Raw genomic sequence first — 15,162 nt, forward strand, 5'->3', positions numbered from 1 at the left:
GCAAAATATTCGCAGGACGACACCCGGAAATTTACGACCGAGCATCTTCGTTATTAAGGGATACGCCGCACGCCGCGCAGCTTAAGACGCTGTTTATTGCGGTGAATATCGTGGACGTCCTCGTAACAAAGCCCGCCGATCTGCTAATCGGAGAGAGGCCGACGTACAACAGCGGTAAAGGTCCGAAGTCAGCGGAACAGGCGCGAATTGACTCGATCGTTGAAGAAAACGACCTTAACCAGATGATCCACGAAACAACAATCGGTGGAGGATACCGCGGAGATTCGTTTATTAAGACGCGTTATGGATTTCGTGATGATTTTACCGAGACTCTACAGCTTAACTTGACTCCGCCCCCGACGAAGCCGGAGCCGATTATCGAGACGGTCGATCCGTCGATTGTATTTCCGGAGCTGGCGCGTGGGTCAAAGAAGCGGTTCAAGGCCGTTAATATAGCGTGGGTGGAATGGGAAGTGGAGCAAACCCGCGGAATCATGTCGTACATTCGCGGAGTTCCCACGAAAGAGACTCCGTATTTGAACGTTGAGCGCCACATCCCGGGCTATATCGTATATGAACGCTACAAGCTGATCGAAAACGGAGTTGACACGTCAGAAGGCGTTCCTATTCCGATTTACATTGTAGGCGAACAAGTACCGACTGGTCGCGAAGCTGACGTCGAGGAAACGGGTACGGCGCACCTTAACGTTGACCATATCCCGCATAAAACAACGGATGATCATTGGTCTGGAATCTCTACGGTTGAGAAGATGGAGAGTATCCTTTCCGCGATCAATGACCGCCTCGTACAAATCGACTATATCCTGTGGAAACATAGCGATCCGACCGCGTATGGACCGGATATTAACGATGATGGAAGTGAGACAGTTCGCGTCGGAGGCGGTATATACATTCCGCTCGAAAAAGACGATGTGACTCCGGGATATATGACGTGGAACTCGCAACTTGACGGCGCGTTTAAGGAGCTGGACTATTTACTCGGACTCGTCTATCAGATGGCGGAGACACCGCAGTGGCTATTCGGTACGACGATTACGTCGGACAGCGGTGGAACAGGAACGTCACACACAGACGGCGCGGCAATAAAAGCGCGTTTCATGCCGATTCTTAAAAAAGTCGAGCGTATTCGGACTCACGTTGACCGCGCGGTTAGAAACTCGTTATGGAAAGCGATGGTGCTCGAAAATTTCGCTAATGATGGCGTTGAAGAGTTTGCTCCATATGAAGCCGTTTATCCGACGATTGGATGGCGCGATGGCATCCCGCGTAACGAGAAAGAAGCCGCAGAGGTTGCGAGTATCCGAACTGGTGCTAAGCCGACTTGGTCCGTAACAGACGCGATTAAGGACCTTGACGGAGTGACCGACGCTGAGGCCGAAGAGACAATACGCCGCATCGACGACGACGAAAAGCGCGTGAGCGGAACAGTCGACGGCTCTGTATTTAACGAGGTTGTAGCTTAATGACAGCGCGCATACCCGATCCGAATTATGACCGCGATATCAACGTTCTGGTCACCGCATACAAGCGCGCCATCCTCGCAATAGCCACGGAATTAGCGCGCTTAGATATATCCGACATATCCCGCGCACATGCAAAGGCCGCACTCGCCGAAGTAGCGGCTATTTTGCGTGATCTTAACACGGAGTCGGGCGCCTGGGTTGCGGAGTATATTCCGAAAGCAACAACGGACGGAGTAGCGCGGGCAATCGTCGAGCTCGGTGTTGCAAGTACGCTAGTCGAGGCGGAGAAAATTGTTAAGTTTAACCGAATCAATCGCGAGCTTGTGGCGTCGGCCATTACGGACACTCAGGCGGATTTGCTTGCGGTTACCCAAAACATCGACCGCCGAGTTCGCATGGCCGTGCGTCAAGCAACCGCAGAATCATTCCGCGCTAATATGGCCGCCGGGATCAACGGTCGACGTACGATTAATGCCGATATATTAGCGCGGATTAAACAAACGCTCGGTCAGGCGACGGATACCGGCATTATTGATAGCGCGGGGCGGCGCTGGGTCCCTCAAAATTATGTCGAGATGGTGGTTCGAACGAAGATGCTGTCGGCTCACCGAGACGCAACGATGAATGAGGCGATTGGACGCGGAGTCTATTACGCGCAGATATCGAGTCATGGCGCAAAAGATGCGTGCCGCAATTACGAAGGACGCATCGTCAAATTAACACCGGACGCTCCCGGAGATTATACGTATGTGGGCGACCTGCCGCGCAGAGAAATCTTTCATCCGCGCTGTAGACACGTACTGAGTCCGATTAGAAATCCGAACAATGTACTCGGCTAATAACGCCACGACCTACGATAAGTCGTTAAACTGACGGATACTATGCGCTACGCGGCGCTAAAACGCGGGAGGAAACGATATGAACAACGTTAAGTATCCGATGAATTTGCAACTTTTTGCAGAAGGCGACACTAATCCGGAACCAACTCCGCAGGACCAACCGGTTGATTCGCAGCCAACGAAGACATTTACGCAGGAGGATATGGACCGAGCAGTGACGGATCGACTGGCAAGAGAGCGCAAGAAGTACGGAGACTATGACGACATCAAGGCCGAGCTCGCTAAGCTAAAGAGCGCGGACGAGGAACGGCAGAAAGCGGAAATGTCCGTATCTGAGCGGTTAGAAGCGGAGAAAGCTGCCGCAATTCAAGCCGCAGAGGACGCAAAAGCCGAGCTAAGTAAGACCGTATCAGCCGCAAACCAGCGCCTTATTAATGCGGAGTTCCGGGACGTTGCCCGCGAGCTTAAACTGCGACCTGAAGCCTTGAAATCTGCGCTTAAACTCGTCGATCTATCCGCGGTAGAGGTTGACGATGAAGGCAACGTAAAAGGGCTAGAGGACGCGGTTAAGGCGCTGATTGAAGATAATCCGTATATGGTCGAGCAGCCGAAGAAAGAGCCGAAGACTATCGGCGATCCGTCAGGCGGAGATCAAAAGCCGGAGAAAACAAAAGAGCAGATGCTTGCCGAGGCCGCAAGCAAAGCGAGGAAGAGTGGTCGAATAGAGGATCAAGCCGCGTACGCGAAGTTGAAGAGAGACTTAGGGCTGTAAACTCAGGCGTCCCAATTGAGGGCGTCTATTTTTGTACACAAAAACAATTAAACGGAGGTATTTTGTATGTCTAAAATTTTGTCTGGTGAACTAATCGGTAAACGCGAGTCCGTAACAGATCAATTGCTCCTGCTTAACGCGTATCAAACACCACTGATCGCTATGTTGGGATTCAGCAATCCGGTTAGCCAGGTAGAACATATCTGGTTTGAAGATTCCATGTTTGCGGATGAGAGTAAGGTTTCCGGAGCCGTAGACGCAGCAGCAGTTGAGCTAACCGTTGCTGACACTGAGCCGTTCCGCGCAAATCAAGTAGTTAAGGTTGGCGATGAGTTGCTGCTGGTTACTGGCGTAGACGTGACGGCTAAGAAATTGGCAGTGATGCGAGGATATGCTGGCACAGACGCCGCGGCAATTAGCGCTAATGCAACAATCGAAGTCCAGTTCGTCGAGGGTGCGGAAGGAGCAGACGCAAGAAACAGCAGATACAAACCTCGCGTGAGAAAGTCCAACATCACGCAAATATTCGACGAGACTGTGGAAATCTCCGGAACTGCCGCTGCAGTAGCAAGTTACGGCATCGATGATCTATATGAGTACGAGAAAGCTAAAAAATTGCTGGAGCTGGCACTGCAGACGGAAAAAGCGTTCATCGGAGGCGTCCGTTATGAAAACGGAGTTGTACGTCAGATGGACGGTATCCGCAATATGCTTAAATCCAACGTAACGAACCTTAACGGCAGCGACTTGACGATGGACGTTATCAACGACTCTTTGCAGTCAATCTACACCAAAGGTGGATTCGCTACAGGCGGAAATTACGAAATCGTTGTTCCTGCAACACAAAAGCGCAAGGTTGGTAAATTCAGCGACAATATCGTAAGAATCAACAACGGTGATGAGACGCGCGGCACAGTAGTAAATCGCCTGATCACAGACTTCGGAGAGTTTAACGTTTCCATCAACGACAACCTCGGCGCAGATGAAGCACTGATCTTGGACAAAAACAGAATCTCACTTAAGGCGCTCAATGGTCGCGATTTCGCACACGAGTATCTTGGTAAAAAAGGTGACTACTATCAAGGTCAAATCGTCGGAGAATACACTCTAGAGCTGCACCAAGAGGCGGCACATGCACTTATCAAAGGCGCTAAGAAGTAATTAAAAAGGAGTTGAGTAAATGGCGGTATTTCAATCGAAGTACCGCGAGCTCTCCTTCTACGTTGAAGGCAGTCGGTATTCGTTTTCCAGCGGAACACTGACGACTGACGACGAAAGAGTGATCGCGGTACTAGAAACTATGCCGGACGTTATTCGGAATGATAGCGGAAATAAACCGGAGGAACTTGCGCAAGTAGACGACAAAGCCGCTAAAGCTCCCGCGCCTACTAAGCGCAAAGCTAACGCTACGTCCTCCGCAAAATAAACGGAGGTGTAACGGATGGCAATTACAGTAACGGACGCAGACGACTATATTAACGCGAATTGTATCGATATCGAGGACTGGGCGGAAGCAGAAGACGCGAAAAAACAACGAATTGTTACGCGCGCATCGTTCGTGCTGACGAACAAATACCCGAAGTATAAGATACCTGACGCAGCAGTGTACGAATTTGCTAACGCACTCGCAACGGCATTTAACGATACGAACCGGTTACAGCAGCACGGAGTTGCGTCATTCGGCGTTACCGGCGTCGCTAATTTTACGTTTAAGGACTGGGCAAAAAGCGGCGAAGAGGCGTGGATACCAGACGCAGCTCTCGATATTATTGGCGCGGAGAATGGCGTTAAGATCGGACGCAAGACGACGAAGTGGGTGACGTTGTAATGGCGTTTATCCAGATGCGTCAGACCGTCGTCATATCGCCATATCTCGGTTACGATCCCGACTATAACGAGCCGATCTATGGACCTGACTACGAAGAGAAATGCCGCTTTTCCGAAGGCGTCAAACTCGTTCGGAATGGGCGCGGAGAAGAGGTCGCAAGCGTCGGCTCGTTCCTATTCGATAAGCTTCCGCGCATATCAATCTCGGACAAATTTACGTACACCGACGAGAATGATCGGACGATAACGTACACACCCATTTCGATGAGCGTAAAACGGTGGATCAACGGTAAGCCGATTTTAACGGAGGTGCACGTATAATGGCGTTTGAGTTCGATACAAAGACGTTGTTTGCCGGATTAGGCGCGGCAGAAATTAGCGCAACCAATGCGGCAGTACGCGGAATGCATGACGCGACAGATGATTTACTTTTCCGATCACGTGAAGAAGCTCCGTTGGAGTTCGGAACGTTGCGGGAAACGTCCGGCAAGAACGTAGAGGTTACGCCAACGAAGATTACCGGCGAGGTGTTTTACTCCGCAACTGAAACGGGCAAAAGTGGCGACCGTGTTAACTATGCGCTAATCGTCCACGAGATGGCCGCGTTTAAGAATCCGACGACGCCCGGCACCAAGCCGAAATATCTCGAAGACCCGCTCACTCAGCACGCGGACGAGTACAAGCGGATGATTGCGGACGCTATCCGAAAGGGGCTGACGTAATATGGGCGCTTCAATCACGGTGCCTGAGATTACCGCTTATCTGCGCGGGGCGGTCCCGTACACTTACGTTGCTAACGAGTTCGCCGCAAACAATCCGGACGATTGCGCTTATGTGCGGCTGGGCGCTGGATATGCGCCGAGCGAATGGACGAGTAAACGGAGGCCGGCGGTGCAGGTGTTAGTACGCGCCAAGTCCGCAAGCAAAGCGGATCAGATTGCGTCGGCCATTTACGAAGAGATAGCGGGCAAGTCCGAGTTTAACTTCGGGGCGACTCGCGTAGTTAAGTGCATGGCGAATCAGTCCGCGCCGATCTACCTCGGCAAAGACGCGAATGAACGAACGATGTACTCACTCAATTTCACATTGACGACGATCTAAGGCGGTCCATAGCGGGCGGCCTTTTTGCGTTGTCCAAAAACAAGGAGGAACCAACTAATGGCACAAGACTTTTCCAAAATCGAGCTCGGCCCGGCCATCGTTGAATACGGAGAAGGTGCGAGCATGATCACGTTCGAAACTACGATCGGCGGCGTATCTTTTACAACGGAGACAACATACCGCGACCAACTCACGGATCAAACCGGTGAGACTGTCGTAGGTAAACGGATCACAGGACGTAACGTCAGCGTAACTATCCCGTTCGCGGAATACGAGCTGTCTGTTATTCCGAAGATCATGTCGGGCGCAAGCGTCGTAACTGACGGTACCGATTCGAAAATTGAGATTAAAACGGGCGTCGGCCTGAACTTGATCGATTCCGCGAAGAAAGCCGTTATCAAGCCGCTGGCTAAACGTAATGATCCGAATTTCTGGATTACGATGCCTAAAGCCTACTCGGAAACGGACCTGTCCTACGCGTACGACAACGATAACGAGCGGATCACCAACGTTACGCTGCGTTCGACTCCGGACGAAGACGGCGTAGTTGCGATTCTAGGCGACGAAACAATCACAGCTACACCTTAATAACGCGCAGAAATATACGAGGTCCTTCGGGGCCTCTTTTAATTTACGGAGGCGATGAGATTGCGATTTATCAACGCGAACAAATACAAGATCGGCAGCAAAACGGTTACGCCGCGCAAGATCACGATTGCACAATGGCGCGAGCTATTCGATTCAATCCACGCAGTACCGCAACTCCTCGTGAGCGTAATGACGGCAGCTCCCGAAGACAGAGCGCCTTATTTCGTTGCCGCTGTCCGGGATTCCTTTGACGACATCGTACGCGTGACGGCCGTGCTAACGGGCATTGACGAGGAGTACATCGAGCAGAACGCGAGCCTTGACGAGCTCGTCGCGTTTTACGGTGCGGTCGCAAAAGCGAATAACTTCGGTGACTTGCTAAAAAACGGGCGGGGCGTCCTGGCTCTGGCGGGACTGGGCGCGGTACAACCGACGGATCTGCAAGAAACGTAACAGTTGACGAGTTTTTCATAGAATGCGCGGTTCGTCTCGGTAAAACGCAGGTCGAGTTCGAAACGGGCTATTTCGTCATGGACATTTTTACCGCGCTTGAAGCTAAGCGGAAGGTTGACGCGCAGGATTGGCTCACGACATTGTCCGTTCAGCACTCGACCGGCGACGACATGAAAAAGCTCATCGGCGGCTTACGAGATCAGGCCGGATTCAGCACGGCGACCAAGGCGGAGTTTGACGAATCGGGATTCGAGGCCATGCGGAGACAGTTAACGAGAGGGTGATTACGATTAGTACGGTAGACGTCGGAGGTATCCGCGCGAAGTTAGAACTAGACGTATCGAGATATAGCGCGGGCATTGCGGCCGCCAAGGTTAAGACAGCGGAACTAGGCGCAGCAGGCCGCCAAGCCGCGACCGAAGTCGAACGGATCAGTGACGCCCGTAATAAAATCGCGCAACTGACTCCGGTACTCGACAACGTAAACGCGCGGATTGAGACGCAGCGGAAGAAACTAGCGGAGTTAAAGGCGTCTTACGCGACTACTTTCGACAGCTCGCGGAAAAGCAAGCTCGAAGCGCAGATCGTGAGTACGGAAGGCGCGCTATTAAAGCTAACGCAAGCGTCGGATTCTACCGCGAAGAAGATATGGGCGATGGAAGACGTAATCGCAAGCTCCGGTAAAGTTGCCGCGCTATCATCTGCGAATTTCAAGGAGATGGGCGATAACCTGCGCGCTATGGGCATGAGTTCGTCCGGAGCGGCGACTATTGAACAGGCGCTTAAACGTGCGAATCCTGACGTACTCCGCCGCGAGCTGGAAACGGTGACGGCGGAGCTTAAACGGATGGGCGCGAGTGATCGAGATATTGCGAAAGTGACGGCGGAGTTGGAGCGTAATGGGAAAGCGGCTGGTGGCGTAAAAGGAGAGCTACAACAGCTCGGACTTGCGTATGCTGCTCTCGGCGGCGCGATGGCCATGATCATTACGAAGTCTGTTCAGACCGCGGCAACATTCGAGCAGTCGATGGCGAAGGTTAAAGCGATTAGCGGTGCGACAGCGGAAGAGTTCGCAAGGTTACGTCAGCAAGCGATAGAGCTCGGTGCGACTACGGTATTTACGTCGAGCCAAGCGGCAGACGCCCAGGCATTCTTGGCGCAAGCGGGATTTAAGACAAACGAAATCATGGCGGCAATGCCCGGCGTACTCAATCTCGCGGCAGCCGGTCAGATGGAACTAGCGCGTACTGCGGATATCGCATCGAATATCCTTACGGGATTTCAACTTAAGGCGGAGCAGACTAGCGGCGTAGTGGACGTGATGGCGAAGACGATGACGAACTCGAATACGAATATTGAACAGCTTGGTTACGCGATGAAATACGTAGCCCCAATCGCGGCTAATCTCGGGGTAAGCGTTGAAGAGACATCCGCAGCCGTTGCGAAATTGTCTGACGCAGGTATTCAGGGCGAAATGGCGGGTACGCAGCTCCGCGCAATCATGCTACGTCTAGCAAGCCCAACGAAAGAAGTAGCGTTCGTCATGAAGCAACTCGGCGTAAACGTTACGGATGCGGCCGGTAACTTCCTACCTTTCGCGAACATCATCGGACAATTCGAAACCGGATTCGGTAAATTAACGGAAGCCCAACGCGCACAGGCGGCATCCATTGTCGCAGGCCAAGAAGCAGCATCCGGTTTCTTAACGCTGATTAAAGCGGGCGAAGGCGAACTCAATGCGTTTACTGAGTCGCTTAATAACGCGGGAGGAACAGCAGCGCAGATCGCAGATACGCAAATGGACACGTTAAATGGCGCGATCCAAGAGTTACAATCGGCGCTCGAAGCGGTAGGCATTACGGTAGGCGATAAGTTTGCTCCGGTTATCCGTTCGGTTGCGGAGGGGATTTCCGCGCTTCTGCTCGGATTTAACAGTATGGACCCGGTATTGCAAAATGCTATTATCGCGTTTGCTGCGGCAACTACGGGGGCGCTCGGTTTGGCGGCGGCTATAGGCGCGTTGTCTCTTGCGCTAAAACTGCTTACCGTCACCAATCCGGTTTTGTTGTCGCTCTCCGTTGTACTCGGGTTAGTTGCGGCGGGAGTAACCGCACTCGTATCCAGTAACAGCGAAGCAGCCGACGCAGTTAAGAAGCATGACGAAGCGCAACGCTCACTTAACGAAACACTTTCGCAGTCCCCGCTTGACCGCTCAGTTGCGGAGGTTAAGGCGCTGCAGGAGCAAACCACCGCTCTTAACACGGAATTGGAGGAGCGCGCAAAGTTACAAGCGCGTTTAAACGAAATCGAAGCGCTCCAATCGGACGGACTCGGAACTCCCGCGCTATTAACCGAGATGCTGGAAATTAACGATCAACTCGCGGAAATGGACGATAAGTTACGGTCGATGGGCTACGACGGAGTAGAGGACGCAACTGCTATGCTGGGTCGTCTTAACCGTACGATCGAAGACTCTACGCCGGCTCTCCTGAAAATGAAGGAAGCTGAAATCCAAGATATCGCGGCCAAGTATCGCCAAGTTGAAGCGTCCGAAGCGTTATTGGATCGGTACAATCAGCTTTCGTCCGCGCAGAAATTGGACGATGCGCAAAAGCAGGAACTCGCGAGCACCGTCGATCAGCTACGAAAGAAGTATCCGGACTTGAACCGCGAGATGGACGAATCTGGTCGTATCCGGATTAAGAACGTTGACATTATCGGCGACCATATCGCGGCTGAACGGTCGTTTATCGATCAATCTGCGCAGGCGGTCAACGCTTATGTTTCAAATATGAAGGCGATGGCGGAGGCTAACCTCGCGTCTATTACCGCACAGATCAGTAACTACGAAAGCTTGGCGAAAGCGATGAGCGCGGTCGCTGGCGCAAAGACCGGCCCGATTAAACAGAACGTAACAGCAATCGGCGGCGTCAACGTGAATCCTGCGTTTGAGCGCCTGGCTAATAACGAGAGTACGGTCCTTGACGGACTTTACGAAAACCAGACTAAGGCACAACAGGCGGTACTAGATATTGCGCGCGCTAAGGACTCGCTAACGTCAGGCAAAGCGTTTGCTCCTGCGAAGGGTGGCTCCGGAATTGCTCTACGCGAGGAAAAAGAGAAGAAGACGAAGTCTGCGAAAGCCAAGAAAGAGAAGTCGCCCGCAGAGATTGCGAAGGAACTCCGCGATAAAGCGTACAACGCTGACCTCGCAACCATCCGTTATCAAGCAGACATGTACGATTGGTCTGCGGATCAGCAAATCAAAGCGTACGAAAAGTTGCGTAAGGCTCACGCGCAACACCTTAAGGAAACGGTCGAGGATGCGCGCACATTAAACTTGCAGCTTAAACGGTTGCAGGAGGATAGCGTTAAGGCTCGCTACGATTTCTCCGCAACTTGGATCGATAAGGACCAGCGCCGCATGGAAGACGCCAACAAATCCGAAGTTGAAATGGCTACGTCAAAATTAGCCGCTTGGACTCGCGTAAGGGATCGCTACAAGAAGGATTCCGAAGAGTACAAGAAGGCGGACGAACAAGTCTACCAAGCGCGGAAGGACTTAGCGAAAGCGGATGAAAAGGCGGTAGCCGACGCGTATAAGGACTCCGAAAAGCGGATCACGAAAGAGGAACGACGTATGGAAGAAGCGGGCGCCTCTGAACTCGAAATAGCGCAAATGAAAATCACAGCATGGACGCAAGTACGTGACCGCCACGAAAAGGATTCGGAGTATTACGAAAAGGCGGAGGATCAGATATATAACCTCCGCAAGAAGCTCGTCACGGAAACGCAGAAGCTGGCGGACAATCTCATGAAAAAAGAGAAGTCCAACGTAGACGCTGCGCTCAAAGCCGACCTCGCTGCGATTGAGGAACGGAAGAAAACGTATGTTAGCGCTCAGGACGCGAAGATAGAGGCGCTTAACCGCTTGATTGCGGCTGAGGCGGAGTTTAATTCAGACGCGGACTATGAGACGCAGCGTGCGGAGAAGATTGCGCGCATTGCTAAACTGGCGTCAGCGGTTGGTCCAGACGGCATCCAAGAGCGCGAAGACCTTATCAAAGAGGTCGAACGGATGGATCTCGAACACGCCCGCGAACTCCGTAAACGTGATCTCGAAGCGCAGAAACAAGCGCTGCAGGACGAGAAGGATACGCGGTTGACCGGCTTTGAGACGGAGAAAACGGAGACACAGCGCCAGTATGACGCGCTCAAAGATGCGTTCGAAAACCACGCCGACGACGTCAAATTTATCGAATCGGCGATATCCGAGTTCCGTACGAATGCCAACGCGGAAGCTAACGCGACCATTCTCGCGTCATTGGACTCGTTTGTATCGCAGTACAACGCGAAGATGTCGACGCTCAGTACCGGAGTTCCAAGCGCGGGCAGCAGCTCTAACGCAGACCTCACGGAGTATAACGCAAATAAAGACGCATGGGCGGCGGCTAAAGCGAAGGGTGATCCAGCTGATATGGCGCGCCTAACGTCCCGTAACGAGGAGCTGCGCAAGCTCTACGGTATCGACAAAGACACCGGCAAGCTACAGCAGTTTAAAGTCGGCGGCATCGTTCAAGGCGCGGCAGGCTCCGCAGTTCCGGTAATCGCGCACGCTGGCGAAATGATTCTGAATGACGCGCAAATCGGAAACCTCTTTCGCATGATTGCGACAGGCCCTTCGGAGACATCCGCGCAACCTACGCAAGTCGTCAACCAGATCGATATGTCCGTTAACGGCGTCACTCTTACGGATCGCGCGGACACTGAAACGTTGTATGACGAGCGTGCCCGCGTAGCTCAACGTCTGCAGACGCAAGGGGTGAAGAAACGATGAAACCGGATGTAAAAGTGAATAACGTATGGCTATCGTCTATCGGCGCTGATCTCCTCGATCGGCGTCTTCCTGTTTTACCGGAGTCTGACGAATACACCGTTAAGCTTGCAGACACGGACGGCGTACTTGATTTCGGCAGTACGTACGGAGCGCGAACGATTGATCTGACGCTGTTTATTACGTCACCTGGCGTGCAGTTTCATACGACATTAGCGCAACTCGCACGTATTTTCAACGCTAAACGCGGCGAGCTGACGATTGAGTTTAGCGATATGCCGGGCAAGTATTACCGCGCTGTATATAACGGAACGCTTGCGCTTGGATCTACGGGCAGCCGCGAAATTAACGTTGCGCTCAAAATGAATGATCCGTGGCCGACCGGGGCGGAAAAGGTGACGGAAGTTGAGATCACGCAATCGCCCGAAACGATAGCGGTCAACTCGGCGGCCGACGTTAATGCACAGCCGGTTATTACGCTGACGAATACAGGCACGGTTACGATTCGCGGCTTCCGCATCACGAACGAATATACCATTTAGGAGGCGTTACTTTGAATATTTCGAATAAGTTGTCGGAATCCGTTTTTAATCACGTATTGCGCAACATCCCGTATACCGCGCCCACTACGATTTACCTCGCGCTATACAAGTCTGATCCAACTCCGGCCGACACCGGCTCGGAAGTAACCGGCGGCTCTTACGCACGTATTCCGATTACGTTCGCGGCGCCTGCACTAGAGTCCGGACAGCAAACGGTTAAGAGCGCGGCCGATATCGAGTTTCCCGTTGCGACTGCGGACTGGGGCCTCATCACACACGTCGGCTTACGTAGCGCGTTAACAGGCGGAGATCTACTTTGGTCAAAAGCGGTAGACAACCCGCGCACAATCCAAGCGGGGGATAAGCCGAAGTTTCTGGCGGGCGGCACATCCGTTAAATTTACGAATTAAGGTGGAGAAGGGAGTAGATTAGATGGCGCAATTGCCTATGTATGCGGCGGCGGTCAATTCACCGTCAACGGAACTCGCCTCGGATATTAACGCAACGGATACGAGTATTGACGTTCTTGATGCGTCTAAACTGCCTGCTGCTCCGAACTTGGTAACGGTGGGTGGCGATGAGACTGCGGAGACGATCTTGTATACAGGAAAGACCGGCAACACGCTCACCGGATGTACGCGAGGATTCGAAGGGACTGCGAAAGGGTGGGCGGCTGGCTCTCTGGCGGCGCGGAATCACACGGCTTACGATTACGAGGCGGGGCGCGCTAATATTGCGGACTTGGATACACGCGTAAGTAATATTGTCATACCGGACGGGACGACTGCGCAGAAGGGTATCGTGCAGCTTTCGGATTCGGCGGACGGAACGCGGAGTACGGTAGCGGCGACGGAGAAGGCGGTTAATGATGCGCGTGTGGCGGCTATATCGGCAGCGGCATCAGATGCCACTACCAAGGCAAATGCGGCACAGACAGCCGCCCAAACAGCTCTCAATAGCCACGCTAATATTAACGCTGCATCTAGTGAAGCCCACGGAATGCGTGTAAGGTCTGGAAAGTTGGAGTATTATGACGGATCGAATTGGTTGGCGGCATCATCAGGTATTGATCTAACAACCACTGTTATCACCTACTATGTCAATGCATCTACAGGTGATGACAATAATGATGGGTTATCGGCATCACAGGCTTTTAAGACAATCAACAAAGCAGTATCGCTGATTCCTGACATTATGAACAATGGCATTACCATAAATCTAGCTGCCGGGAATTACACCGAAAATGTAGTGGCCAAAAACAAAATGGGTACCGGCTGGTTTAGAATCACCGGACCAAGTAGTGGCGGTGCTATTATCACTGGACTAGTTGCGTTAAATAGCATCAATTTGCCCATTGTATATTTATCATATTTGTCAGTGCTTTCGGGAGGAGATCCAGCTATTTCAGTTTTGTTGGTAGATTTATTAAACATGTCCTCAGTAACATTGACTGAGGTATCTACAAGTGTAGGAGTAACAACAGCTAATTCAAGTGTGCAAATGTCAAATTGCACTATATCCAATAAGAATGTAGCTATTCAAGCGGCGACATCCTCCACGATATTTTCTCTTTCCAACACCGGATCGGGTAACACTACTGTGCTGTACGCAACTGGTGCATCAACTATCATTAAGGCCGGCACACAACCAACAGGAACCACAGCCGAGATCACAAGCGTTGGGGGGCTGATCAGATCATGAGGAAACTAGAAGTTTTTGGTGAAACGTTTGAAGCCGAACGAATCGTTAAAACAGCGGATAGTATTATCGGTTACAACGGAGACATGGAAGTGTTCGCATTCCGCTGGGTGTCTGATTTTTCCGCGTTCGAAATTGACGGGGATTATGATGAGCCGACACCTGACATATCGGACGAAGTAGACGGTTTGAAACGTAAGCTTACGACTGCGGAAGCGGAAACAGCCGCGCTTAATCTCGCCGTGATCGACTTATGGGAAACGATAGCTAACGGAGGTGCTGCGTAATGTCAGCCGCAATCATTAACTCGCTAAAAATCGCCTACTCCACCGCAATCTATCGCCACGGCACGAAGACATTTCCGGAGATCATGACCGCCTATGTCGCGCCGGTAAAAGAGTACGCATCGACCACGTATACTAAAGCGGACATCGACCGCGCGCTCGCCAACGGTTGGATCACGGAGGATGAATACGCGGAGACGGTGGGCGGGGGTTCCGATGTTTAATCGCGCCCCCTTTAACCGTGCGCCATTCAACCGTTCGTTTTCGATCGACGCGCTATTCACCGTAACTATCGAATCGGCGACGGAATTGAACTCGCGCATTAACGTAGAGTTTCCCGTCACAGTCACGTTCGAAAGCGCGACGGACTTAACTTCCGCGTTCATCCGCGAAATGGCGATGAACGCGCATATTACGACCGCTACAGAGATGCTTGCGCAATTAGTCCGCGAGCGTCTTTTTGGCGCGTCCATTACTACGGCGACAGACTTCGTTGTTAACGTAACCTACGCGCATATTAACGAAATCGGAATAACGGGCGATTTCAAGCCGGGCGACGTTATCGTTATTGATACGAAGCGGCAGACGATAACAATTAACGGAGAGAGCGCGCTGCACCTAATGACCGGCGATTTCTTCGATCTCGTATATAGCGCGAATAAGCTGACGTACAGTGACGGAGAGGCGGCACGCAACGTCCGAACACGCATAACGCATCGTGACAAGTATCTCTATTAACG

At 52.1% G+C, this 15,162-nt stretch carries 19 protein-coding genes; all 19 read left to right on the top strand.

Translation table 11 applies throughout. The features are described 5' to 3' along the window. The first annotated feature begins 101 nt into the window (after positions 1-101). The 19 genes from ACR8BL_RS26220 (at position 102) to ACR8BL_RS26310 (ending at position 15,160) form a co-directional block, all read left to right on the top strand. A complete protein-coding gene (locus ACR8BL_RS26220; RefSeq protein ID WP_434756480.1) occupies positions 102-1,484 on the top strand; it encodes a portal protein in 1,383 nt (460 codons plus the stop codon). Beyond that, the gene (locus ACR8BL_RS26225; RefSeq protein WP_434750251.1) at positions 1,484-2,323 is read left to right on the top strand and encodes a phage minor capsid protein; all 840 of its coding nucleotides are present in this window, start codon (positions 1,484-1,486) and stop codon (positions 2,321-2,323) included. The genes ACR8BL_RS26220 and ACR8BL_RS26225 overlap by 1 nt, the downstream gene beginning before the upstream one ends. 202 nt (positions 2,324-2,525) lie before the next feature. Then, positions 2,526-3,095 (top strand): scaffolding protein, encoded by a 570-nt coding sequence (locus ACR8BL_RS26230; protein WP_434758284.1) that lies wholly within the window; start codon positions 2,526-2,528, stop codon positions 3,093-3,095. A gap of 78 nt (positions 3,096-3,173) precedes the next feature. Continuing rightward, positions 3,174-4,256 carry an SU10 major capsid protein gene (locus ACR8BL_RS26235; protein ID WP_434758285.1) on the top strand — a complete coding sequence of 361 codons (1,083 nt, stop codon included), beginning with the start codon at positions 3,174-3,176 and terminating at the stop codon, positions 4,254-4,256. A 19-nt stretch (positions 4,257-4,275) separates the two neighbouring features. After that, complete coding sequence (locus ACR8BL_RS26240; protein ID WP_434750254.1) at positions 4,276-4,521, top strand: hypothetical protein; 246 nt, start codon at positions 4,276-4,278, stop codon at positions 4,519-4,521. Between the two features lie 15 nt (positions 4,522-4,536). Continuing rightward, entirely contained in the window at positions 4,537-4,923 is a 387-nt protein-coding gene (locus ACR8BL_RS26245; RefSeq protein WP_434750255.1) for a hypothetical protein, read from the top strand. After that, entirely contained in the window at positions 4,923-5,243 is a 321-nt protein-coding gene (locus tag ACR8BL_RS26250; RefSeq protein ID WP_434750256.1) for a hypothetical protein, read from the top strand. The genes ACR8BL_RS26245 and ACR8BL_RS26250 overlap by 1 nt, the downstream gene beginning before the upstream one ends. Next, entirely contained in the window at positions 5,243-5,644 is a 402-nt protein-coding gene (locus ACR8BL_RS26255) for a hypothetical protein (protein ID WP_434750257.1), read from the top strand. Before ACR8BL_RS26250 ends, ACR8BL_RS26255 begins: the two co-directional genes overlap by 1 nt. Position 5,645: 1 nt before the next feature. Beyond that, the gene (locus ACR8BL_RS26260; protein WP_434750258.1) at positions 5,646-6,023 is read left to right on the top strand and encodes a minor capsid protein; all 378 of its coding nucleotides are present in this window, start codon (positions 5,646-5,648) and stop codon (positions 6,021-6,023) included. Between the two features lie 57 nt (positions 6,024-6,080). Then, entirely contained in the window at positions 6,081-6,611 is a 531-nt protein-coding gene (locus tag ACR8BL_RS26265) for a hypothetical protein (protein WP_434750259.1), read from the top strand. Between the two features lie 60 nt (positions 6,612-6,671). Continuing rightward, positions 6,672-7,064 (top strand): hypothetical protein, encoded by a 393-nt coding sequence (locus ACR8BL_RS26270; protein ID WP_434750260.1) that lies wholly within the window; start codon positions 6,672-6,674, stop codon positions 7,062-7,064. Positions 7,065-7,141: 77 nt separating this feature from the next. Continuing rightward, a complete protein-coding gene (locus tag ACR8BL_RS26275; protein WP_434750261.1) occupies positions 7,142-7,348 on the top strand; it encodes a hypothetical protein in 207 nt (68 codons plus the stop codon). Continuing rightward, complete coding sequence (locus tag ACR8BL_RS26280) at positions 7,345-11,901, top strand: phage tail tape measure protein (RefSeq protein ID WP_434750262.1); 4,557 nt, start codon at positions 7,345-7,347, stop codon at positions 11,899-11,901. The genes ACR8BL_RS26275 and ACR8BL_RS26280 overlap by 4 nt, the downstream gene beginning before the upstream one ends. Further along, the gene (locus ACR8BL_RS26285) at positions 11,898-12,440 is read left to right on the top strand and encodes a phage tail domain-containing protein (protein WP_434750263.1); all 543 of its coding nucleotides are present in this window, start codon (positions 11,898-11,900) and stop codon (positions 12,438-12,440) included. Before ACR8BL_RS26280 ends, ACR8BL_RS26285 begins: the two co-directional genes overlap by 4 nt. An 11-nt stretch (positions 12,441-12,451) precedes the next feature. Continuing rightward, positions 12,452-12,850, top strand: a complete 399-nt coding sequence (locus ACR8BL_RS26290; protein WP_434750264.1) for a phage tail fiber protein — start codon at positions 12,452-12,454, stop codon at positions 12,848-12,850. Between the two features lie 22 nt (positions 12,851-12,872). Beyond that, positions 12,873-14,141, top strand: coding sequence for a tail fiber protein (locus tag ACR8BL_RS26295; protein WP_434750265.1), 1,269 nt, complete (start codon positions 12,873-12,875; stop codon positions 14,139-14,141). Next, positions 14,138-14,425: a hypothetical protein gene (locus ACR8BL_RS26300; RefSeq protein ID WP_434750266.1), complete on the top strand. Its 288-nt coding sequence runs from the start codon at positions 14,138-14,140 to the stop codon at positions 14,423-14,425. The genes ACR8BL_RS26295 and ACR8BL_RS26300 overlap by 4 nt, the downstream gene beginning before the upstream one ends. Further along, positions 14,425-14,646, top strand: coding sequence for a hypothetical protein (locus tag ACR8BL_RS26305; protein ID WP_434750267.1), 222 nt, complete (start codon positions 14,425-14,427; stop codon positions 14,644-14,646). Before ACR8BL_RS26300 ends, ACR8BL_RS26305 begins: the two co-directional genes overlap by 1 nt. Beyond that, on the top strand, positions 14,639-15,160 hold the full coding sequence (locus ACR8BL_RS26310) for a phage distal tail protein (RefSeq protein WP_434750268.1): 522 nt from the start codon (positions 14,639-14,641) through the stop codon (positions 15,158-15,160). Before ACR8BL_RS26305 ends, ACR8BL_RS26310 begins: the two co-directional genes overlap by 8 nt. Positions 15,161-15,162: the final 2 nt, after the last annotated feature.

It is taken from the genome of Paenibacillus amylolyticus (genome assembly GCF_051136285.1).
Classification (GTDB): domain Bacteria; phylum Bacillota; class Bacilli; order Paenibacillales; family Paenibacillaceae; genus Paenibacillus; species Paenibacillus amylolyticus_F.